Source organism: Paenibacillus sp. EB106-06-01-XG199 (assembly GCF_058791575.1).
The window spans coordinates 831,167-856,178 of record NZ_JBYTDQ010000001.1; the positions used below are offsets into that span (position 1 = coordinate 831,167).

Sequence of the window (25,012 nt, forward strand, 5' to 3'; positions counted from 1 at the left end):
TGAATTTAGGTTGTTTATCGGCCTTGCCGCTGTTTGCCGGCTAACTGGGCCAGGGAACTGCGCCGGGAATCAGCCCGTTCACGCTCCAGGGGCAAGTCATCCTGCGGCGGTGAATCTGCTGCATCTTCCAGCAGAAATTCACAGAGATCTTTAATCGTCGGATACCTGAATAGTTCGATCATAGTCAGCCTGCTACCATAATCTTCCTGTAATTCGCGGAAGAGCGCAACCATACTGATCGAATCACCACCAAGATCGAAGAAGTTATCGTGCAGGCCAATATCCTGACGGTTCAGAACTTTGCGCCAGGCATCCGCAATCTGCTGCAGCAACATAGCTGATCCAGAGGGGAGTTCGCCGGTCGTCATAGCAGCCGCTTCATCGGTTTCCGGGAGCTGCGGTGCCAGAAGCGCAAGCCCTTTGCGGTCTACTTTGCCATTGGCTGTCAGCGGGAAATTCTCCAGCTCCTGTATAGCCGACGGCACCATGTATGAAGGCAATTTCTCTTTTAAATAACCGGTTAGGGCTTTGCCGATGTCCGGTTTGCTCTCCTTAGTAGTGGTTTTATTGGAAGAATAGAGGTTCATCTCTTCCACCTGTCCAGACAGAGTCATCTGCTCAGGCGTAATCCCGCCTCCAAGCAGGCAATGCAGATATACATCGTTACTACGCAGCCGGAACATTGGGCGGATGTGATCGAAGCCCAGGGTACCCATTTGAATTAAGCCAATTCCGTGTTCAGGGCCTTTATCTTCCAGGAGCTGCGAGATGATCCCGGCTTCCATCATCGAATAGCCCAGCCCATCCTTTTGTCCATACATAGGGACGATTGCATCCATGCAGCCGATCAGGAAAATCTGGAAGGCCGAAGCTTCAAAAACTTCACGGTTCCCCGGTGCATGAATGGCAGTATCCATCCTTGGATGTTCTTCGAGCAGTACAAGCTGATGCTGCTTGCGGTTGTAATAATACAGCCCGCCAGGCAGATCCTCTACCGCTCCAGGCTTCAGATGGAAATAGACCTGGACTGGATACAGCCCGCCTGCAGAACCATATTGGAATTTGGGAAAAGGAAGACCATCGAAAGTCCTTTGTGACAAAGCGGACGTAAATGCCCCGAATTGCTGCTGGGAAATCGGCTCCTGCACAAAGCTGCGGTAGCTGCGCCGCCGCAAGAAGGGATCGTTGCCTTCCACTGCATCGGCCAGACTGTAGCTTTTACCGGATAGATTATTTCGCAATGCGGGTTCATTCAGCTTGAACAACATCCGGTCCACTGCACCCGTAATCAATTCCTGCCCGGCCATCCCCTCGACACCGTAAGCCTGTTCACGGTCTACAGTCACATAGGCTGACAACCGTTTGCGTTCGCCTTCCCCTTGGCTGATTACGGTAGCCTCCTTGATATACGGATGGGATTTCAGGGCAGCTTCGATCTCGCCTAGCTCAATGCGATGCCCGCGTACCTTAATCTGCAGATCCTCCCGGCCCAAGAATTCTATATTTCCGTCCTCCGCATATCTTCCGAGATCGCCGGTGCGGTAGAGCCGCTGGCCGGTCAGAGGATGACGGATGAATCGTTCCAGGGTTCGCAGTTCATCCTGCCAGTAGCCCATAGCGAGGCCTTCTCCCCCAATATACAATTCCCCGCATACGCCAATAGGGCACTCCTCCATCCGTTCGTTCAGCACGTATACCCGTTGATTGGCGAGTGAACGTCCGTAAGGAATGCTGGTCCAGCCAGGCAACACCTCCTGAACCGGGTAAGCAATCGACCAGATGGCTGCTTCGGTGGCACCGCCTAACGAGACCACCTCAAGCCCTGGCTTCAACCGGCTGGTTGCTTGAGGCAAGCCCAGTGGTATCCAGTCACCGCTAAGCAGAGCAAGACGCAGCGAGCTGCAGACTGGCGAATTCGTATCTTTGACCAGTTCCGTAAGCATGCTGAGGAGTGCAGGAACTGTATTCCAGAGGGTTACACCTGTCCTGTTCATCAGCTCCAGCCAATGTTCAGGGTCCCGGAGATGATCCTTGTCTGGCAGAACGAGTGTGCCTCCTGCAGAGAGCATGCCGAAGATATCAAACACGGACAGGTCAAAGTTCAGCGCAGACAGGCCGAACATGACATCATTCGGTCCAACTTTATAAGTGTGAAGAATATCTTCAATGGTATTGAGAACAGAGCGGTGATTGACCATGACACCTTTGGGAACGCCCGTGCTCCCTGAAGTGAACATAATATACGCCAGGCGGTCTGCCGCCTCTGGGTCCTCTGCCCCGTATTTGCCGTCCGGCTTGCACTGTCCGTTAAGAACAACGTGCATAAGCTGCGGCCAATCTGAGTGATCCAAATCGGGCTGAATGACAGCATTTGCGACTTGTCCAAGCCGCAGAAGCTCAGCTATCCGGGCTTGGGGAAGCGAGGCATCCACGGGTAGATACGCGCAGCCAGCCTTGAGAATCCCAAGCACGGCAGCAATCTGCTCCCAGCCCTTGTGCATCACAACGGCCACCGGTTCGCCCGGACGGATTCCATTTAGGATAAGCTGACCGGCAACGTAATCGGCATAGTCATTCAATTCGGAATAACTAAGCTGCCCTCCAGAAGTGATAAGTGCCACTGCGGACGGTCGTTGCCGTACATTGTTGTGGTAACGTTCCAGCAGTGATCCGGGTGACGGATTAGGCAGCAGTGGCCGGGTATGGAATGTTGCAACCTCATGAAGACGTTCGCGGTGCGGCATACTGCGCGAAAGCTCCATACTCAGGGGCAGTGGTTCATCCCAGACTTGGGCTTCCTTAGCCAGCATGTCCAGCAGCTCGCAATATGCAGCGAACATCTCGTCCAGCATGCCGGCCGGGAACAGTTCATCTACAGAATCCCAATTGAAATGCAATTCCCCATCCCGTTCCAGCACCTGGTGATCCAGCCACACCTGAGGAGTCTGCGAGACACTGTAGCGATCCTCCTGCAAGGCCTGGGCGGGCTGGCCTTCGGTCGCAGCTTGTTCTGTCTGATTCAGAATGCTCGTGAAGATTACGGGTACAATCGCCTTCGATGGCTCTTTGTATTTGGCCAGCAGCTCCCTTGTCACCCGCACACCGCTGAAATAGCGGTGATCCATATCCTCAAGCAGCCTGCGCTGATGGCGCTGGGCCCGGCTGATGAAGGCACCCGGTTCGCGGTTGTCAATTTCCAGCAGAGTCAGGGAGGTGAAGTCCCCAATGACTTCGCCCACTTCGGGATGGATCGGCAGACGGTTGAATAAGGTCAGATTAAGGGCGAAATGCGCCTTGCGGCTCCATAACGTCAGCACCTCCGAAAAAGCAGACAGTAAAGCCACCGTAGAGGTAATGCCATAACCTTCCGCTCTCTTTTTGAGCTGCTTCCAGTGTGGTGCGGAGATGACATGCTGCCGCCGTCTGAATTCCGGCTTCGGCACTTGGGACGGTTCCTTCACAAGTTCAAACTGCGGTCCCATTGGCAGGGAGTCCAGCCGGCCCTTCCAGTACGTCTCGGAGCGGCGGAATAATTCGCTTTTTTCAATCTCTGCAGTGGCCAGCACATAATCGCGGAAGGACAAGGTCAGCGGCTCGAAGGCATGGGCAGGATTCAGATAAAGTACAGAGAGCTCGCGCAGCAGCAGCTCCAGGCTCCAGGCATCAGCGATTAGCAGATCGACGCTGATATGCAGCCGGACCCGGCCTTCAGGCAGCCGCGTCGCGCGGACATCAAACAACGGCCACTGGCAGCAATCCAGCACCTGGTGCGACATCTCTTCACGAATAGACCGCACATGGGCGCTTCGCTCCTCTTCCCCAAAAGCGGTGATGTCATAGGAACGGATTATATAGCTGGGAACTTGAGGCAGAATCTGCTGCTGCCCATCCGGAAGAATCACCGAGCGAAGCATGTCATGCCGGTCAATCAGCGCTTGGAACGCCTGCTGGAACGTGCTTAGATTAAGGTCAGCGACATCATTTTCAAAATACATATGGGTCGATACATTTCCAAGCTCCAGGCCCTCAGAACGGCCGATCCAGTAGGCCTTTTGCACATCGGTCAGTGGAAAGGGTTCATACCGCTCCGCCAAAGCAATCTGCACCTCAGGAAGATCAGTATACGCACTGATGCCTTGCCCGGCTTGCTCCGCTGCCAATGCAGCCAGATCGTCCACAGTAGGGTGATCGAAAAATTGCTGGAGCGTAATTTCCGTACGGAAGGTCTTGTTCATCACAAACAAAATTTGGGTCGCCAGCAGGGAATGCCCGCCTAGCTCGAAGAAGGTCTCCTGTCCATCCGCGATCTCGAGCCCAAGGCTCTGCTCCCAGATTTCTTTGACTTTCTGCTGATAATAGTTGTTGCCTGCCGTACTGTTCCCTTGGCGGCTGTCACTCTCAACATCTGTTGTGGCACGCCCGCTGGAAGGGCCAATCCAGAATACACCTCGTTCAAAAGGATAGGTTGGGAGCTCCAGCTTGCGTCTGTGTTCTCCTTCGTAATACAGCGCCCAATCCAGTTCAGCGCCTGCCAGCCATAATCGGGCGATTTCGCTTTGCAGCCAATATAGTCCTGGTGCTTGGCCTGCCGCTGCAATCTGCCCGTCGGATTGGCTGGGCTTGCCCAGATTCAGGACATAGACCTGCTCCACCTGTTCAGGTGAATGACCGGAAGTATGATCCTTGTCTTCGCTGATGAGCTGATGTAAAGCATCCTCCAAGGCGCATTCGCCCTTCAACACCAGTCTGACCCAGTCGCCTATTCCTGTACCAACGATGGAAGAGGCTTGGATGCCCCAGCCAAGGAATAGGCGGCCAAGCGCCAATTGCAGCGCAAACGACAGCATCCTTCCGGTAGCGGAAGAAGCTTCAGGTGCAAGGGCGGACCGAACATAATGTCTCAGGTCGAGTGGATATGAGCGGCGGATTTGGTCGGACAGTTCGCTAATCAACTGCTGAAATGTCGGATTGGATTCGTATAAATCGCGGGCCTCCTCTGCAGAGAGCACACAGTTTTGTGAGAAGCTTAGACAAACTGCCAGCTTGCCCTCCTCTGCAGACCCCTGACGTGTAGTACCCGTTACACTCGCAGCCCTTAGCTGCTCCAGCAGATCGGTGCGCCCGCGAAAAACAATAGCTTTTGAAACGGCAAATACCGCCCGTCCTGTCTTAAGGGTATAGGCCACGTCGCTTAGATTAAGCTGCGGGTGTATTTCTATATGAGCCGCCATATTGGCGCACATCCGCTCCAGCGCACTTGCTGTCTTGGCCGACAGGACCAGAAGCTCGCAGCGGTTCTCCGCATCCCCTTCCGCCTGAACCGGTGCTTCCGTCAGCACCAAATGGGCATTGATTCCACCTAGTCCAAAGGAGCTGACTCCGGCATACCGCCCATGTTCACCGGCATCCCAGTCCGCAAGCATATCATTCACGTAGAAGGGGCTGCTATGCTCCTCAAGCTTGGGATTCGGTGTCTCAAAATGAAGGCTTGCCGGAATTTTCCGGTGCTTGAGCGCCAAGGCTGTTTTGATCAGACCGGCTGCCCCAGAAGCCATCTCAACATGGCCGATGTTGGTTTTGGCCGAACCAATTGCACAAAAACGGTTGGAGCGCGCCGCTGCAAACGCTCTGCTTAGCGCCTCAAGCTCTATATCATCTCCAAGCGGCGTGCCGCTGCCGTGTGCTTCAACGTAGCTGATTGCATCCGGCTGGACTTGGGCGATGCTCATGGCTTCAGCAATGACCGCCGCCTGGCCATCTACACCGGGAGCAGCGTAGCCGATCCGGTTAGCGCCGTCGCTGTTAATTGCCGAGCCTTTGATTACGGCCTGGATCGTATCTCCGTCCCGCAGTGCATCTTCAAGCCTTTTCAAGACGACGATTCCCAGGCCATTGCTGTATACAGTCCCAGTAGCCTCTGCGTCAAAAGCGTGAATCATCCCATCTGCTGCGGTCAGCCCCCCTTGGCGGTGCAGATAGCCCGGAACTTGCGGGAATTTGAGCGTCACGCCCCCTGCCAGTGCAAGGTCGCATTGTCCGCTGAGCAGACTTTCACAGGCCAGATGCGTTGCTACGAGAGAAGTCGAACAAGAAGTCTGTACGGCAACGACAGGTCCGCAAATATTTAGGCGATAGGCAATTTGGGCGGTCATATGGTCCTTGTCGTTGGCGATCATAAGCTGCAAATCACTGACGGATTCGTTCCGGTCTCTGTCCGCAAGCAAGTGGTTAATCAGGTAAGTACTAGTGCTGACTCCTGCGAACAAACCAATCAGTCCGGGATAATTAAGAGGGTTATACCCTGCCTTCTCCAGTACCTCCCAGGCGCTCTCCATAAAAAGCCGATGCTGCGGATCGGTGATTTCGGCTTCCCTGCCGGTCAGCTTGAAGAAGGCAGCATCAAATTTCTCAGTATTCTTCAATGAAGTATTCACCGGGATCAGACCTTCGCTCCCCAGGCGGCTCAGGGGTTCTATGCCTGGTCCTGCCGGTGCGGGGCTTAGCTGCAGCGCATCCGTTCCACTAGCGAGAAGCTCCCAATACTGCTCCACGGAATCCACCCCGGGGAACCGGCACACCATGCTGACGATGGCGATATCATTACTTATATCCTGCTCCGACTGTTCCTTGCTCACTGTGTTTCCTCCCTTATGTTCAAAATCATCTGCGGCGCGTTTGTCTTGCATGAAACCGCCTGTCCGCGCGGTCCACCGCTTTTTGCTCCATACCTGTAGGGGACTTGTCCACTGAAGCACTTCCGAAAAATTCAACCAGCGCTGCGACGGAGGTATGTCTGAACAGCTCGATAATAGGAATCTCGCGGTTTAGCATCTCCTGCAGCTTCAATTGCATCTGAACCAGCTTGAGCGAATTGCCGCCAAGGTCGAAAAAATGCTCATCCCTGCCGACATGCGGACGGTTCAGCAGCTCCTTCCAAATGGAGATAATACCTTCTTCCAGTACGGATTGCGTCGGTCCCGCTGCCGGTTCAATCGTCTCAGGCAGAATGGCCAGCAGTGCTTTGCGGTCAGTTTTGCCGTTGGGAGTCAAAGGGAATTCTTCAAGAATGCTTATACTGTAAGGAACCATGTAGCCTGGAAGCCGGGAGCGCAAATGGGAGCGCAGTGCAGCCGTGTCCGGCAAGGGTTGCCGTTCCGAACTGACAATCACAAAAGCGCGCAGACGCCTCGCGTCCTCCTCTCCTTCAGCAAGCACTGTAGCCTCTTGAACGCCGGGACAGGCTTTCAGGGTGCTTTCGATTTCACTTAACTCAATGCGGTAGCCGCTGATTTTGACCTGGAGGTCGTCGCGTCCAAGGAATTCAATGACCCCGTCTGAACCATAACGGCCCCAATCCCCCGTCCGGTAGAGGCGTTCTCCGGTGATAGGCGACATGACAAAGCGTTCTGCAGAGCGGATCTCATCCCGCCAGTAGCCGCTGGCAACGCCCAGACCGCCAATATATAACTCTCCCGGCACCGATACTGGACATTCTTCCATCCGTGCATTCAGCACATATACACGCTGGCCGGACATGGACAGACCATAGGGAATGTTGGTCCAAGCCGGATCGACAGTGTGAACCGGGAACTGAATCGACCAGATCGCTGCTTCGGTTGCCCCGCCAAGCGCAATCACCTCCACCTCAGGACTCAGGCGGCGGATGGCTCCCGGAAGAGTAGAAGGAATCCAGTCTCCGCTGAGCAGGCACAGTCTGAGGAAATCCAGCCGTACTTCAGATGCGGCATACATCAGCAGCATGTTCATGAAGGCTGGAACGCTGTTCCAGACCGTGACCCGGTGCTTCTGCATCAGCTCCAGCCAGTGTGCCGGATCGCGTAGCCGCTGCGGCTCTGGCAGCACAAGTGTGCCTCCTGCCGCCAAGCAGCCGAAGATGTCGAATACGGATAAATCGAAGCTTAGCGAAGAAAGTCCAAGCACGACATCCTGCGGGTTCAGCCCATGGCTGCGGTTAATGTCGGTCAACGTATTAACCGCGGCTATATGGCTGATCATCACCCCTTTAGGCGTTCCTGTACTGCCGGAAGTGAATAATACGTAGGCCAGTTGCTCGCCTATTCCGTCTGCATTGCCTCCATATTCCGGCGTCTCTTCGTTTCGGGTATTTTCGTTGACCTCTATGGTCTTAATACCGGTAGTGGCCCAATCACCTACAGGGACAGAGGACTGGACCAGTACCACTTGAACCTGTCCGAGCTCCAGCAGCTCTCCAATGCGGTAGGCAGGCAGACCTGCATCTACCGGCAGGTAGGCCGCTCCGGCCTTTAAGATCCCTAGGACCGCCGCCACCTGCTCCCAGCCTTTTTCCATCACTACGGCAACCAATGTCTCCGGCTGTATGCCATACGCCACCAACTGATGCGCTATAGCATTGGCTTTGCGGTTCAACTCTCCGTAAGAGAACGTATATCCGCCCACAAGCAGGGCTGGAGCATTGGGCTTAGTGTGTGCCATCCGCTGAAAGCCATGATGCAGGGCAATGTCCTTAGTCTCCTGTTTGTGTTGGTGCCGTGTGTTAATTTCCGCCAGTTTCAGGCGGTGTGCGAATCCGGCTGAACCCGAATCGGCCAGCGGCAGGGCCTGCTCCCAGGCCTCTTCATCTTCTGCCAAACGGCGCAGCAAGCTTCCGTAGATGGCAAACATCTCATCCAGCACTCCCGGCAGGAACTTGCTCAGGGCCGCGTCCCAATTGTAGTGAAGCTCGCCGTCCCGTTCAGCTACCTGGTGATCCAGCCATACCTGAGGTGTCTCCGACAGACTGCGTGCTTCCGTCTCAGATTCATTCCTCCGCTGGAAGATCTGATCAAATCCGGCTGTCGTCTTCTCCCTGTCAGACAAGTCCAGCAGGCTTGTGAACACCACTGGAACCGGTTCACTCAGAATGCTGTGTGCCATAAGCTGTTCTGTCACACGGATGCCGCTGTAAAGGCGGTGATCGAGATCGGTCCACAGACGCTCCTGGAGCTGTTCAGCCCTGCTGCCAAAAGGAAGAGGGTTACGGTAATCGACCTCCAGCAGACTGATGGTTGTGAAATCACCAACCAGATGTTCCATTTGCGGATGCAGCGGGAGACGGTTAAACAGCGTTAGATTCAACAAGAAATGCGGCTGCTTGGCATACAGCGCAAGCACTTCCGCATAACAGGCGAGCAGCAATGCGGAGGAAGTTAACCCCCGTCTGCGTGCTGCCGCCGACAGCTTCGACCAGAGCCTGGCCGGCAGAACGGCCTTCCAGCGCTTGAATTCCTGCCGCTTGAGGCCTTGAGAAACCGCAACAGGTAACTGCGGACCGGCCGGGAGGCGGGGAAGTCTCCCTTGCCAATAGGTCTGCGCCATTCTATAACGGTCTGCAGAGGTTACGGACAGCAAGGACAGCACATAATCACGGAAAGTTGCTTCCAGTGGGGGCAATTGGGCTGTTCCGGCATACAGCGCAGCCAGTTCCTCCAGAATAATCCGAAAACTCAGCGCATCGGCGATCATAAGGTCAAAGCTGATATGCAGCCGGGTCAGTCCTTCGGGCAGCCGGGTCGCTTCAATGGCGAACATCGGCCAACTGCCGGTATGAATAGTCTGCGACATCACTTGACGAATGTCGTCCAGCCGTGAGACGCGCTCCGCTTCGGAGCAGGCGCTTGCGTCTGCCATTCTCACCGGGTAAGGCGGGACCTCTTCCAGAATCTGCTGCATGCCGTCCGGCATGACCATTGCCCGCAGCATAGGATGCCGCTTAATGAGCGTTTGGAAGCACTGTTCGAAACGTTCAATATCAAGACCCGCAAACTCCATCTCTTGATAGACATGAGTTGCGGCGCTGCCTGTCCGTCTTCCGGCCCAATAGGCCATCTGTACTTCGGTCAAAGGAAAAGGTACAAAGGCTTCTTGCGGCGTCACTATAAATTCGGGTAAGTCCACTCTGGCTGAGCTTCCCGTCTCTGACAAAGGTGCCACCGCAGCATCATCCAGTTCAGTTGCCATGTTGGCAATGGTGGAGGCGATAAGCAGCTCCCGGAGCGTCAGCTCCACCTGCATCCTGGAGCGGATTTCAGTCAGCAGCTTGACAGCGAGCAAAGAATTACCGCCCAAATCAAAAAAATGATCGTGTATTCCCACGCTGGTCAGGTTCAGCACCTCACCCCATACCTCGGCGAGCCGGATCTCAGTTGTGCTTCGCGGCGCTGTGTACCTGCGGGTTAACACTGCCTTGTCCAGTGGCAAACGTGAAAGGAATTGCCGGTCTACCTTGCGGTTTGGTGTCAAAGGCAGCTCAGCAAGCTTAACAAAACGTGCCGGGATCATATAACTGGGAAGCACCCCGCGGAGTGTTTCCTTCCAGTCTGTCTCGTCAGGAATGCTCTCCTTGCCAGAGGCTAAAGGGGACGGCACCCAATACGCAGCCAACAGTTGTTCTCCCTGTCCGTCGTCGCAAGCGACTACGGCGCTTGCCGCAATCTCTGGCTGAAGGTTCAACTGCTGTTCAATCTCAGCAGGCTCGATACGGAAGCCCCGCAGCTTGAGCTGCTGGTCTTTACGGCCGAGATAGGCCATTTCTCCTCCAGGCAGCAGCCGGACCCGGTCCCCCGTATTGAATAGCCGCCCTCCCGCCTGGTCCAGCGGGTTCATGATGAACTTCTGCGCGGTCAGCTCCGGCTGACGGTGATAGCCGTCCGTTACGCCGTCACCTCCGATGTACAGTGTGCCTTCGGCTCCGAATGGCACAAGAGCCAGCGCTTCATCCAGGACCAGGCAGGTTGTACGGCCGATCGGTCTGCCAATCGGGACTTTGTACAGGAGGTCATCCGGCGTAAGCTTGTGGGCCAGAGACCATACCGCCGTTTCGGTGGGGCCGTACAGGTTCCATACCGCTTTACCCCGGTGTAACAATTGTGCAGCAAGCTCCGGCTTCAGTTCCTCACCGCCGCAGAGTACCGTCATGTGCTCTGAACCCTTCCAGCCCTCTGCCAGCAGCAGCCGCCACAATACCGGTGTTGCCTGCATAAAGGTCGGCTTATAACGATTCATATTCTCCATAAGCAGTCCTGGATCGCCGCTTCCCTCCTGTGGGAAGATCAGCGTTGCCCCTGCGGATAATGGCAAAAACAGTTCGAGCAAGAAAATATCAAACGAGCATGTCGTGACAGACAACAGCGAATCCTCGGATGTCATATGCAGCAGTTCCTGCATGGCATATAGGAAATGAACCGCATTCCGGTGAGTCACGGCTACCCCTTTGGGCTGGCCTGTACTCCCGGAGGTATAAATCATATAAGCGTGATGCGGTCTTTCAGATGCCTTGGAGTCAGACAGAGCACGATTAGTCTGCCAACACAGGCTGCCTGGGCTGATGTCGCAGCAGCGGTGGTTGCCGAACCGCTCGGCTTCCGCAGGATGATCTACCAGAATGCAGTCCAGTCCGGCGTGGCCCGCGATGTATTGCAGCCGCTGCTCTGGAAAGGCCGGGTCGAGCGGAACATAAGCGCTGCCGCTGATCAGAATACCCAGGATGCCTGCCGCCAGCTCGAACGAAGGACGGGCGCAGATGCCAACGCGATGACCCGGCCCTGCGCCGACTGACAATTGCAAATAGGCTGCTAACCGCTCTGCCGCCCCATACAATTCGGCATAAGTATAGGAACGGGGGCCGCATACAATTGCCACGGCCGACGGATTGGCTGCGGCTTGCCGCTCCACCAGTGAATACAGTGTCGATCGCTCCGGGTAAACAACACCCGGGCCGATGCCTGCCTTATGCAGCTCCGCTTCTTCAAACGGAGAAATCAATGGAAGCTGCGGGAGCGTCTGCTGCGCCTTCGCCGGCAAATGCCCAAGCATCCAGACATAGTTAGCGAGCAGTCCTTCTGCTATTCTTTTGTCATAGAGATCGGTGTTGTATTCCAGCATTACATCCAAATGGTGAGGATGCTCGATAACTTCCAGTGTGATATCGAATTTGGCAGAGTGCTGAGTCCACTTCTGCGGCGTGCAGACAGCACCGTCCAGTTGATCCAGTGACATATCGCCTTGCTGGAAGATAAAAAAGAGCTGGAATAAAGGCGAATAAGCCAAGTCCCGGGGCGGATTCAATGCATCCAGTACATGCTCGAACGGGATTTCCTGAGCTTTCAGAGCTCCAAGCACTGTCTGCATGGTAAGTTGCAGGACCTCTGTGAAGCTGCCTGCTTCGCGGATATCCGTTCTTAACACCACATTGTTCACGAAGCAGCCCAGCATCTCTTCGGTCTCCTCCCGGCATCTTCCCGCCGTCGGAGTGCCGACCACAACATCTCCCCTGCCTGTATATCTGTACAGCAGCACGTTAAAGGCAGCCAGTACAGTCATGAAGAGCGAGGCGCCTGCAGACCTTGCGAGAACTCTGAGCGCTTCAAGCTCCTCCGCTTCGATCCGCAGCGTACAGCTATCTCCGCCCGAGGTCAGCAAGCGCGGGCGCGGGCGATGGGAAGGAATTGTATAGTAAGGATCTGCGCCCCGCAGTTGCTCCTTCCAATAATGCAGACCTTCCGTCAGCATCTCTGCCTGCATCCATTCTCTCTGCCAGCAGGCATAATCGGCATAGTCGTATTCACGCTGATTATGCGGTAGGCTCTGCCCCTTGCATAATACGTTATAGAGCTGCACCCATTCTTCTGTAAGCAATCTAAGCGACCAGCCATCGGCAACAATATGATGAATGACGAACACAAGCATGTGGTCATCCTCTGCCAGCTCGTACAATCCGGCGCGCAGCAATGGCGGCTTGCCGAGATCAAACGGCTGCGTTAGCAGCGGCTGAGCCGCTTGTTCGACCTGGCGCAGCCGTTCCGTTTCTGTTGCCCCTGTGACCTTGATCTGCAGCAGCGGAATGGCGCTGTCAGCGGCGATGTGCTGCTGCGCCTTCCCCTCTTTGGCGGAGAATGAGGTCCGGAAGCTCTCGTGACCGGCCGCCAGCAGGCGCAGGCTGGCTTCCAAATGCCCCTTCTTAAGCGCACCGGTAATTCGGATGGCCTGATGCAGATGATAACTGGAGGCGGCGCCGCCGAGCTGTTCCATCAGCCATAAACGCTCCTGGCTGTAGGACAACGGTAATCCATTGCCATCGCGTGTTTGTTTTTCCAATGGAATTTGCAGTACGGGAATACCCCGTTCACGTATTTGCAGCCGGAACCATTGTTTTTGCTCAGGCGACAATGAGGATAAGGCTACTTGTTCGGCCATTACCCCTTCCCTCCGCTCGGTTTGAGTTTGTCCTCTGCAAGGCTGCTGGCGATTTCGCTACTGCTCATGGCAGCCACTTCCTGGAACAAACTTGCAATGGATTGCTCCTTGCGGGTCTCCCCGGAGGTATTCTCCAGCAATTGGGCCATTCCGCTTACAGTCGGACGCAGGAATATGCTCTCGATGGACAGTTGTACGCCCAAAGCTTGCCGAATCCGGTCAAGCACCTGAGTGGCCAGCAGCGAATGGCCTCCCAGCTCGAAAAAGTTATCATCCGCACCCACCGGTTGAATATGAAGCTCCCGTTCCAAAATCTCCACAAGCTGCTGCTCGATGCTCCCCTCCGGCGCACGGTACGCTGCCGTTACCTTGGGGCGGGCATGGCGTGATCCGGGTTGACGTTGCTCGGGAATGGAACTGAACGGTAAGGATATCCCGGATGTTTGTGTCCCTGACGTAACCGTAACCGAGGCGGTTGAGCCGGACGGGGCAGCTTCGGGATATACCCAGTAGCTCTGCCGGGAGAACGCATACGTTGGCAGCGGAACCCGCCGGCGCGTCTCATTTCCGAAATAAAGCCCCCAGTCCAGATCTGCACCGCATACCCATAGGTTGGCTATAGCCTGTGCCAACACCCGCGTGTCCCCGTCCTGTCCGTGGACAGAACGCAAGGCGGGCACCCACACACTGTCTTCAGCCGCTGCCGGGTTCTGCCGCCCCAGACCACATAATGTGGAGCCTGGTCCTAATTCCACAAACAACCGGTTTCCTTCGCGCAGCAGGGCCCCAAGTCCATCCATAAAGACAACCGGGTCGAGAATATGCCGGGTCCAGTATCCGGGATCGGTAGCCTCCTCAGCCTTTAGCCAGGTACCGGTAAGACAGGACATTATTGGAACAGAGGGTTCCTTTAATTCCACCTGCATCAACAACTCACGGTAAGCGGCGACCATCGGCTGCATCAGCGGCGAATGGAAGGCGTGAGAGGTGGATAGTTTCTTATTAAAAACCCCTTCTTCCGTCAGCCGCTGTTCCAGTTCGGCAATGGAGGCTTCTTCTCCCGACAACACACATAGACCTGGGCTGTTGACCGCTGCCAGCGTAATTCTCTCTTGTAGATATCCGTTTACTGCCTCACGGCTGAGCCCAACTGCCAGCATCGCTCCTCTTTCGGTCCGGGACATCCACTCTGCCCTGCGGCAGACCAGCAGAACGGCATCTTCGAGACGGAACACACCTGCGATTGCGGCTGCGGCGTATTCTCCCAGACTATGGCCGATCATGGCCTGTGGACGAAGTCCCCGGCTGATCAGGAGCTGGGCCATAGCGTACTCAACAGCAAATAACAGCGGCTGGGTAAGCGCGGTCTCGTTCACGTCCAGTGTTTGCGGGTGATTCTTCCCGGATTGCATCAATGGCTTGATATCCATCCCCGTCAGGCTTTGGATCTGCACTGCGCAGCGGTCGTAATACTCGCGAAAAACCGGCTCAGCAGCATATAGGCCTGCCGCCATCCCCATATATTGCGAGCCTTGCCCCGTGAACATAAACACCAGAGGACGGTTCCTGGAAGGACTTTCTCCCTGGTATACCGCTTGCGGGTCAGCCGCCTCCATTGCCAGGACAGCTTCTTCCTGCGTGGAGCAGACCACAGCCGCCCTGATCCCAAAAGCCTGCCGGCCAACCGACAGTGTATATGCCACATCCGCTAGTTTCGTCTGCGTCTCTTCGCGCAAATAATGCTGCAGCCGGGACAGATTACCAGCCAGGGAGGTCTCGGATTTCGCTGAGACTGGGAGAATATGCCACCCCGGCACGGCTGGTGCACTGTACATACGTGGACCCTCTTCAAGAACCACGTGGGCATTGGTGCCGCCCATACCGAGCGAGTTCACTCCGGCGCGGCGCGGGTAGGCTTGCTCGGGCCAATCCGTAAGCCCTGTATTTACGTAAAAAGGACTGCCGTCAAAGTCAATCGCCGGATTAGGGCGCTCATAATTCAGCGTCGGCGGAATTTGCTTGTGGTGCAGCATGAGCGTCGCTTTGATGAATCCGGCAATGCCGGCGGCAGAATCGAGATGCCCTATGTTTGTTTTGACCGAACCGATCGGGCAATACCCTCGCTGATTCGTGCCAAGGCGGAACGCTTGGGTCAACGCCTCTATTTCAATGGGATCTCCCATTCGGGTGCCGGTGCCATGCGCTTCAACGTAACCGATCGTCTGCGGCTGAACCTCTGCCAGCGCCTGGGCCGAAGCGATGACTTCGGATTGTGCGCCTACGCTTGGAGCGGTATAGCTGATTTTATCCGCTCCGTCATTGTTGACGGCAAACCCCTTGATGACAGACCAGATATGATCCTTGTCGCGGATCGCTTCATCCAGCCGTTTCAGCACGACAAGACCGTAACCGTTGCCCGGAACAAATCCGCTGCTGTTCTCGTCAAAAGCGCGGCAGTGCCCATCCGCCGACATAATTCCTCCAGGCTCAAACAGGTAGCCTGCACGTTCAGGCGGGCCAACCGTGATGCCACCAGCCAGCGCCATGTCACATTGATAGGTCAACAGGCTCTGTGCTGCCATGCAGACGGAGACCAGCGAGGTGGACGACGAGGACTGCACCGCCATAGACGGGCCTTTGAGGTTCAGGCGATAGGAGATCGTTGTAGCCATACTGTCCTTGTCATTGCCGATGGCTGCCTGCAAATTGCCGGTGGCCAGCATTTTTTGAATATGAGGATAGAGGTTCAGGAACAGATATGAGCTCATGCTTTTTCCGGCAAAAACACCCACGGAGCCTCCGCATTCCGAGGATTGGTAGCCAGCATGCTCCAGCGCCTCCCAAGCACACTCGAGCATCATCCGGTGTTGAGGGTCCATAAGCTCCGCATCCTTGGGATTGATCCCGAAAAAAGCGGCATCGAATGCATCGAGCTGGCCGATTTCCCCTTTGGCCCGGACATAATTCGGCTGACTCAGTATTCCGGGGTCAATGCCTGCCTCCTCCAGTTCCCGGCTGGAGTAATGGGAAATACACTCTTTTCCCTCGGTCAGATTGCGCCAGAAGGCCTCCAGGTTTTCGGACTGAGGGAACCTTCCCGCCATGCCGATGACCGCAATTTCATTTCCGTTATAAGGATACTCAGGATGACTCATAGCATCTATTCCTCCTTCTCTATGGTGCTGCGAACCGCTACGGAAGAAGCTGTTTTCCGGTAACGGAGAAATGCGTTTTTTTGCTTCGCGGCCGTCTCGTAAATGTCAGTCCCCAGAGCATCGCGCGAGCCTTCGCTGAGATATCCGGCGAGTGAACGGACCGTCGGGTATTTGAACAAATCCACCAGCGTCAGCGGAACGGGGAATTCCCGGCTGAGCCGGTCATGCACTTTGGCGAGCAGCAGCGAATGTCCGCCCAGATCAAAAAAGTTGTCTTCCACGCCAAAGTGCCGGAGCTGTAGAATCTCCTCCCAGACCTTTGCAATGCTTTTCTCAGTGGCGGTCTGGGGCTGTTCATAGGCGGCCCCGCTACGGGCAAGGCTCTCGCCAGGGTGTGGAAGGGCAGAAACTTCCAGCTTGCCATTGGCATTGTAGGGAATACGCTCCAGTTGAATATAAGCAGCTGGCTTCATATATGAAGGAATCCGCGACTCCAGCCAATGCGCCAATTGCTGGCCGATAATGCTCGCTTGGCTGCGGACCGTATAGTATGCGATCAGCCGCAGGTTGCCTTCAAAATCGGGCTGAGGATGCACGGCCGCCTCCTCGACTTCCGGGAACGTGCACAAATGCCGCTCTACTTCACTTAGCTCAATCCGGTACCCGCGGATTTGGACCTGCCGGTCGCTGCGGCCGATAAAGGCAAGCTCGCCGCCGGGAAGCCAATATCCGGTATCTCTGGTCAGAAGCAGCCGCTCGCCTTGACGGAACGGATGGGGAACAAATGCCGCTTCGGTCAAGTCACGACGATTCAAATATCCGCGGGCCAAGCCATGTCCAGAGATGCAGATTTGTCCCTTGACCCCAATCGGAACCGGCCGTAAATGAGAGTCCAGCACGTAGACTTGCTGATTGGCTACCGGTCTGCCCAGTGAGGCGGAAACGGCTTGCTCCCCATCCTGGCCGGGCTTCAGTAACTTATACGTACTGCACACGCCGGATTCTGATAGTCCATACCCGTTGGCAATATCCATTCCGCTTAGCCTATCCACATGGCTGGACTGCAAAGTCTCTCCACCACTCAGAATGAGGCGAAGCAGGGAAGAGGTTCCGCCGTCGCTATTCAAACGCCTAACCATAGAGGGTACGGTGCTGAGGATCGTAATGTGATGCCGCTCCATGTAGGCCCGCAGCTTGCCCGGGTGCAGCATTGTTTCGGTATCCGGCAAGACGAGTGTCCCTCCGGCAGCCAGAATCGGCAGCGACTCTCCGATGAAACTGGCTGAAGCAACCGATGTAATGGGCAGCAGACGATCCAAGTCCGTCGCCTGGTACGATGAAAGAAAGGAGTGGACCAGATTGTCGATGCTGCGCCGCTCCAGAAGGACTCCTTTAGGAACCCCTGTCGAACCGGAAGTAAAGATGATAAAAGCGAGCGTCTGCGGCGATAATCCATTGTCTGGTCCCCGCTCGTCCTGCTCACCGAACACTGGGATCTGTTCCTCCAGCAAGATCACTCGTTCTGGCGGGAGCGGCAGCAACTCGGAATGGACGGAATCACTAAGTGCATACACGTCGCCAAGCTCCTCCACCATCTGCCGGATACGCTCCCGGGGCATCGCAGGATCAACGGGCACCACTGCTCCTCCTGTTTTGGATACGGCAAGTGCAGCTGCCACAAAACGTCCCGAGGAGGGAAGGCAGACGATTACCGGCGTCTCCGCGTGCAGGCTCTTGTCTAAAAGCTGTGCCGCAAGACGGTTCGCCCACTGATTCAAGTCGCGGTAACTAAGTACATGTTCTCCCTCAAGCACCGCGCATTTCTCTGGAGTTTGGACAGCTCTGTGCTCGATCCAACTTACAAATCCATGTTCCGGTACTGGCTGCTCTGTTTCGTTCCATGTCTGTAAAATCATCTTCTCTTCTGAAGCCTCCAGCAGGTTGATCCGTCCAAGCGTCTCCTGCGGATCTTCCAGAGCTGCCACCGCCAGCCGGATAAAATGCCCGATCATTCGTCTCATCGTTGCTCTTGTGAACAGATCGGAGCTGAATTCAAAAGTCCCCCTCAGTCCTCCGTCCTCCTCCCAGCAGGATACGGACAGATCAGTCTGGGCAATTCCGATGTCCAGCGGGACGGCTGACAAGCGGAGACCTTGCGCTTCCATAACAGGCATCTCCAGATTATCGAGCTGGAACATGGTCTGGAAGACAGGCTGTACGCTTCGCTCGCGGTCCGGGTTCAGTCTCTCGACAAGCAGATCGAACGGCAGGTCCTGATGGTCAAAAGCCAGCAAAGCCTCTTCCTGAACGCTCCTTGCATAGTCTATAAAAGACAGGTCGTCCCGCGGCTGCGTACGGACTACCACAGTATTCACGAACATCCCTATCAGCGGCTCCAGCTCGGTTCTTGTCCGTCCGGCTACCGGTGTTCCGACGAGTAAATCTTCTTCTGCACAGTACCGGAAGAGCAGCGTCTTGAAGACGGTCAGCAGGAAATGAAACACCGATAAGCGTTCCTTCCGGCAAAAGCTGCCAATGCGCTCATACACGTCAGGCTCTATCCGAAACGACTCCATCCCTCCCAAGCCCGACATAGAGCTTGGCCGTTTAAAATCGGCGGGTATGTCCAGCATAGGAGGCGCACCTTCCAGCTTATCCAGCCAGAATGCCAGGTCCCGTGCATACGCCGTATCTTCACTCCGGCTCTCAAGCCACCGTACATAGTCCCGGTACTGGATCGTAAGCGGCTGCAAGTCTGGTGCTGTCCGGTCCAACTCTGCTCCATACAGACGTGTGAAGTCACGAAGGAGAATCCCCTTCGACCAGCCGTCCGCTACAATATGGTGCATGCGGATGATCCAGATATGCTCCTGCTCACCCACCTGCAGCAGTGTAAAAGAAATTAGCGGATCATGCTCCAGGTCTATCGGACTGCCTGCAATGCGTGTGATTTCGGCATGCAGCCATTCGGAAGAAGTGGCTTTGCCGCCGCCCTCCGCTCCCAATATTTCAAAAGCTAAGTCTCCTGCGTGAGGGCAGGCGCACGGTTCGCCCTGGTGCAGTCTGTAATTCACGTTCAGCAGTTCGTGGCGCTCCAGCAGGGAGTGCAGTGCTGCCCGCATGCAGTCTGTGTCGAGGTTCCCTTCGATCTTCAGTACTGCGCTGTTATTGAAGGCGGCGCTGCCCGGATGCAGCTGCTGGAGGAACCAGATCCCGCGCTGCGCGGGGGACAAACCGAAGGAACCAGACTCTCCTGTACGGGGAATTGCGGTGTGCTTGTTCCCCGGAACTGAAATGCCTTTGTTGCGCAATAATCTGTCATACAGCTCGTTGTTTATCATCTTCCATTCCGCCCCCTTAGCTTTGTGCGGCCTTACCCCCGTGGATGGCAAGCAGGAGGCTCCGGTCTGCCTTGCCGTTTGGTTTCAGTGGAATTTCATCCATCCAGATGATCTCTGACGGAATCGCATACGCAGGCAAATACAAAGCAAGCTCGGCGCGCAGCGCCCGCAGCTTGTCCTGTTCCGGAATGGGCTCCGCGCCCGCAGCCGCAACCACAAAGGCGGTTAGGAATTGTTCCCCGGCATCACCTATGCGCACCCCGGCAACGGCGGTTTTTACATGGGCTGCACGGAGCAAACAGCTCTCCACTTCACCCAGCTCAATGCGGAGTCCCCGCAGTTTGATCTGATCGTCCTCCCGTCCGGCGTACATGACCTCCCCATCCATAGTCCATGAGGCGAGATCGCCTGTACGGTACATGCGCTGTCCGGGTTCATAGGGATTGGGCACGAATCTCTCCAGCGTTAGCTGTGGCTGGTTCAGATATCCGCGTGCCAGCCCCACTCCTGAGATATACAGTTGTCCTGTCTCTCCAATAGATGCAAGCGTCAAATCATCCCTCAGAATATACAAGCGGATGTTGTCAATGGGGCGTCCGATGGGAACTGGCTTGTCCAGAGCATTCCGCTCGCAGACATGATAGGTTACATCAATCGCTGCTTCCGTAGGACCATAGAGATTGATCAACTTCAATCCTTGTCCGGGCGGGAAGGTATGATAGAACTGACTAACCAGCGGGACGGTCAACGCTTCTCCGCTGCAAAAGACATACCGCAGGCTGCGCAAGCGTTCCAGTGCAAAATCGCTGCCGATATATTCAAGGAACAAACGCAATACGGAGGGAACAAAATGAATGACAGTGATCCCTGTTTTCTCGATCAGTCTCACGAACATGCGCGGATCATTTTCCTTGCGCGGCTGCAGAAGACAGACCGCAGCGCCTGCGGTTGACCACCAGACCAGTTCCCAGACCGAGACATCAAAGGTATATACTGTTTTTTGGAACAGGATATCTTTGCGGGTAATGGGGAAGGTTTTTTGCATCCATTCGATCCGGTTGGTCAAGGCATCATGTTCCACAAGCACACCCTTGGGGTTGCCGGTGGAACCGGAAGTATAGATTACATAAGCCAAGTCACCTGGCTCTGGTCCGTCCGGCAGATTCGTCTCGGGCAGTTCACGGTCTGCCAGACTATCCAGCGGGACCCATTCTGCTGTTGCAGGCAGCACAGACGGACGGGAAACGCCACCCTCCGTAATGACCCAGCCCGGGGCGCTGTCAGACAGCATGGTCTGCAGCCTCATAGACGGACTCTCCAGATCCAGCGGCAAATATGCAGCTCCGGCTTTGAGTACACCGTATATGGCAACCAGCATGTCAAAAGAACGCTCAAGCATTAAGGCGACAATCGACCCGTTTCCGGCACCGCTGGACCGCAGCGCATGAGCCAGCCGGTTCGCCGCACGGTTCAATTCCCCGTAAGTGTAGATGGCCTCCTTCACGTATACAGCCGGTGCGAGCGGCTGCTCCGCCACGCGTGCTTCAAACTGCTGGACAATGGTGGTGTCCTGTGAATAAGGCGCAGCGGTATCATTGAAGCCGCGCAGTGTATGCAGCAATTCGTTTTCTACAGTAGGCAGACTCATTCCGGTCCCCTCCTTGCAATGGGAGTAATCTCTGCTTGCCGCTCCACACCGGTCTTTTCCTTGATCTGCAGCCATCGAAGCTCCCGTTCACTGTCCGGGGTACGCTTATCTTCAAACACAGCCTGCAGCATGGATATTGCCAGGGCAACATGCTCTTCTCCAAGTGCTATTTCCCCTTGATCAAGCTCATGCTTCATCTGTTTGACTTCCGTATACAGCTCCAAGGACGGCATAACCGGAACATCAGCCTGGTTGTTATTGCGGGTGGTCATGGCATGGGTGAGACACATGCTTATTGCTTTAAGCCGCAAATCTGCGGCTGGTGGACTTGTCTCAGCCTTGTGCCTGGGCACAGGAATGGCTGAAGACGCAGCTATGTGATCTCTAATGGTCATCCGGTCCACCTTTTCATCATGGGCATATACACGGGTCTGCCCAGAAATTTCGGGCATCAGTGTTTTGAGGATGTTTTGCGGACCCATTTCAATGAATGTCTGAACACCGTTCTCCAGCAGATACATGATGGAGTTCTGCCACAGCACCGGTTTGTATAGCTGCTGCGCCAGCAGCCCCTGCATTTCCTGGATAGATGTATAAGGCCGTCCGGTTACATTGGACAGAAGCTGACATGCCGGAAGGCTCCAGTTATACTTGAGCAGTTCCTCCGTCATTTCAGCGGCTCTCGGCTGCATTAGAGCACAATGATAAGGGGCGCTTCCAATCAAGTGGCTGATCTGTGCATAATCTGACGCTTCTGTTACCCGCTGCTCCAGCTCGACCAGTGCAGCGTCTTGACCGGAAACCGCGATTTGGCTGCGGGAGTTCTGACAGGCAATGCTGACCTCCCGCCCTTCAGCTTGCAGTTTCAGGCATAGCAATGCGACTTGTGCAGGATCAACCGATTTCATAATACTCATGGCGCCGTCCGTGGCTTCCATAACCGCTTCCGCCAGTCGGGCACGGAAGCGGACCAGCATCAGCCCGTCCCTGAAGGACAAGGCACCGCTGCAGATTAGTGCAGAATATTCGCCCAGACTGTGTCCCGCCATGTAGGCTGGAAGCGGTCCGCCTTGCTCCCGGTATAGGCGGTAATGGGCAACACTCGCCGCACAGATGGCCGGCAGCATATGCCCGATCCGGTTCAGCTTGACCGTGCTGCCCTCCATCATCAGCCGGGATAATTCAAAACCGAGAATTTCATCTGCCTCATGCAAGGTGTCCTGCACCCTGCTTGAGGATTCATAGAGGCTCCGCATCATTCCTTTATATTGGGACCCTGATCCAGGGAATAATAAAGCCAGGTCTGCTTGATGGTTCATCCGATCCTCACCCTTCTGCCAAAGATGCGGCATTGTGTCACAAACGGAAGGTGCGTGCTATTTGCAGCTCATGCATCTGTGAAGTCCCCTCAATAATCTCCATAATCTTCGCATCCCGGTAGAACCGTTCTACCGGATTGCCGCTCATACAGCCTGAAGCGCCGTGTATTTGCAGGGCATGATCTGCTGCATGGACAGCCGTTTTGGAAGCATGGTATTTGGCGACCAAGGTCTCTGTGATAGCCGCCGGATCACCTTGCTCCCGCAGTCTCCCGGCGGCGGCACAGAGCTCGCGGGCGGCTTTGGACTCCGTAATCATTTCGCTGAGCATCTTCTGCACAAGCTGATGCTTGCGCAGGGGTTCACCGAACTGGAACCGCTCACCGGCATACTGGATGCTTTGCTCCAGACAGGCCTGTGCCAACCCGACGCTGCCGCAGGCGGTGGTGTAACGGCCTTCATCCAGCGCATAGTTCGCCACATGGGTGAAGCCGAAGCCGATTTTGCCAACCAAATTTTCCACAGGCACACAGCAATGCTCGAAGGTCAGCTCGGCAACCATATTGGCCCTCAGCCCCATCAGCCCCCGCATTGGATCAATCTGCAAACCGGGAGTTCCCCGTTCCACCAGTACAGCGACCCCGCGCCCGTTCAAGCGGGCGAACACCAGGAACAAATCGGCGATTTGCCCGAGCGTGATGTACTTTTTGCGGCCATTCAGGATGATTTGTCCATCTTCCTGCACCGCTTCCGTCTCCAGCTTGGCAATATCGCTGCCCACCATCGGTTCGGTGATTGCAATCGCCGGAATTACCTCGCCAGCCGCGATGGCGGGCAGCCATTTTTGCTTCTGGGCTTCCGACCCAAACCGCGCCAGCGGTTTGCAGACCATGCCGAACACAGTACAGGCATTCTGCACCGAGGCATACCCGCGGCCCAATTCCTCATGAATGGCTCCAAGTGTGGCGTAGTCGACGGCAGTTCCCCCATATTTTTCTGGAATCGCAAGGCCTGTAAGTCCTTCGGCTGCCATCTCAGTGAACAATACGCGCGGAATCTCCTGCTCCTGATCCATCTGGGCGGCCTGCGGCAGGATGTGCGTGTCAACAAACTGGCGGACGGTAAGGGCGGTAGGGACGGAGGTCGATTTTAGCGGCGTAGTCATTAGATTTCAGCTCCCGTAGGTTGATGGCGTTCAATCAGAACTACCAGATCGCGGACGGTCTTGATATTTTCCATGTCCAAATCCTCTTCTTCCAGCTCCAGATGAAAGGTCTTCTCGATGAACATAATCAACTGGATCATGAACAGGGAATGCACAAGGCCCAGCTCTAGGATGTTATCGTCCTCCTTAAGTTCCTTGGTACGCAGTGAGCGGGTAAGAAATGTAGTCACCTGTGCTTTGATTTCCTCATGATTCATAGGGATCAGCCTCCTGTAATCAATTGTAAGAATAAAAACCCTGACCGGATTTCATACCGTGAAGCCCGGCATCGACCATTTTTTTGAGCAAGGGACAAGGGCGGTATTTACTGTCGTTATACCCTTCGTACAGCACATCAAGTGACTTGAGAATGGTATCCAGACCAATGAGGTCGGCTGTCTGTAAAGGGCCCATCTTGTGCCCGAAACACTGCTTGAACAAAATATCAATATCCTCCGGAGAAGCCACCTGCTCCTGCACCATGAAGATGGCCTCATTGACAAAAATCATCATCGCCCGGTTCGTCACAAACCCGACCGAGTCGTCAACAATTACACTTTGCTTGCCGAGGGTTCCCAGCATTTCCTGCGTCATCTGCAGCGTCTCCGGGGTGGTATGGTATCCTTTGATGACCTCAACCATAGGTTTGAGCGGCACCGGATTCATGAAATGAATCCCGACAACCCGTTCGGGGTGTTCCACCAATGCAGCAACTCGGGTGATTGAAATCGCCGACGTGTTGACCCCCAGAATACAATCCTTCGCGCAGACCTTGTTAAGCTGTTCGTATACCCTCTGCTTGATTTCCCAGCTCTCGGTCACATTCTCCACCACGAACGAACACGCAGTGAGGTCTTCGATCTCTTGGGTGAAGCGGATGCGGTCCAGCACCACCTCGGCACGTTCCCGCGGGGCCACACCCGTCATCATTTTCTGAAAACGAAGGCTCTCCCGGATCTTCTCCCGGGTTCGGCGCATCTGCGCTTCTGATACATCTACAACTACCGTGTCGTACCCTCCTTGAGCGAAGACCTGGGCTACGCCGCTTCCCATCACACCTGAGCCTACAACGCCAATCCTCTGTTCCATCGTTCTTCCTCCGTCCTAAATTC

At 55.3% G+C, this 25,012-nt stretch carries 9 protein-coding genes; all 9 read right to left on the reverse strand.

The window, feature by feature from the left end:
• Window positions 1-14: 14 nt before the first annotated feature.
• From AC3WT9_RS04060 to AC3WT9_RS04100, 9 genes are read right to left on the reverse strand one after another with little or no spacing between them, the layout of a single operon-like run.
• Complete coding sequence (locus AC3WT9_RS04060; RefSeq protein WP_341378730.1) at window positions 15-6,635, reverse strand: non-ribosomal peptide synthetase; 6,621 nt, start codon at window positions 6,633-6,635, stop codon at window positions 15-17.
• Between the two features lie 25 nt (window positions 6,636-6,660).
• Window positions 6,661-13,233: a non-ribosomal peptide synthetase gene (locus AC3WT9_RS04065; protein WP_341378729.1), complete on the reverse strand. Its 6,573-nt coding sequence runs from the start codon at window positions 13,231-13,233 to the stop codon at window positions 6,661-6,663.
• A complete protein-coding gene (locus AC3WT9_RS04070; protein WP_341378728.1) occupies window positions 13,233-16,388 on the reverse strand; it encodes a type I polyketide synthase in 3,156 nt (1,051 codons plus the stop codon). The genes AC3WT9_RS04065 and AC3WT9_RS04070 overlap by 1 nt, the downstream gene beginning before the upstream one ends.
• A 5-nt stretch (window positions 16,389-16,393) precedes the next feature.
• Window positions 16,394-19,729: a non-ribosomal peptide synthetase gene (locus AC3WT9_RS04075; protein ID WP_341378727.1), complete on the reverse strand. Its 3,336-nt coding sequence runs from the start codon at window positions 19,727-19,729 to the stop codon at window positions 16,394-16,396.
• Between the two features lie 16 nt (window positions 19,730-19,745).
• A complete protein-coding gene (locus AC3WT9_RS04080; protein WP_341378725.1) occupies window positions 19,746-21,377 on the reverse strand; it encodes a non-ribosomal peptide synthetase in 1,632 nt (543 codons plus the stop codon).
• Window positions 21,374-22,696, reverse strand: a complete 1,323-nt coding sequence (locus AC3WT9_RS04085) for an ACP S-malonyltransferase (protein WP_341378724.1) — start codon at window positions 22,694-22,696, stop codon at window positions 21,374-21,376. The genes AC3WT9_RS04080 and AC3WT9_RS04085 overlap by 4 nt, the downstream gene beginning before the upstream one ends.
• A gap of 37 nt (window positions 22,697-22,733) precedes the next feature.
• Complete coding sequence (locus tag AC3WT9_RS04090) at window positions 22,734-23,861, reverse strand: acyl-CoA dehydrogenase family protein (RefSeq protein WP_341093379.1); 1,128 nt, start codon at window positions 23,859-23,861, stop codon at window positions 22,734-22,736.
• A complete protein-coding gene (locus AC3WT9_RS04095) occupies window positions 23,861-24,118 on the reverse strand; it encodes a phosphopantetheine-binding protein (protein WP_341093377.1) in 258 nt (85 codons plus the stop codon). Before AC3WT9_RS04095 ends, AC3WT9_RS04090 begins: the two co-directional genes overlap by 1 nt.
• A 19-nt stretch (window positions 24,119-24,137) precedes the next feature.
• A complete protein-coding gene (locus AC3WT9_RS04100; RefSeq protein WP_341093376.1) occupies window positions 24,138-24,989 on the reverse strand; it encodes a 3-hydroxyacyl-CoA dehydrogenase family protein in 852 nt (283 codons plus the stop codon).
• Window positions 24,990-25,012: the final 23 nt, after the last annotated feature.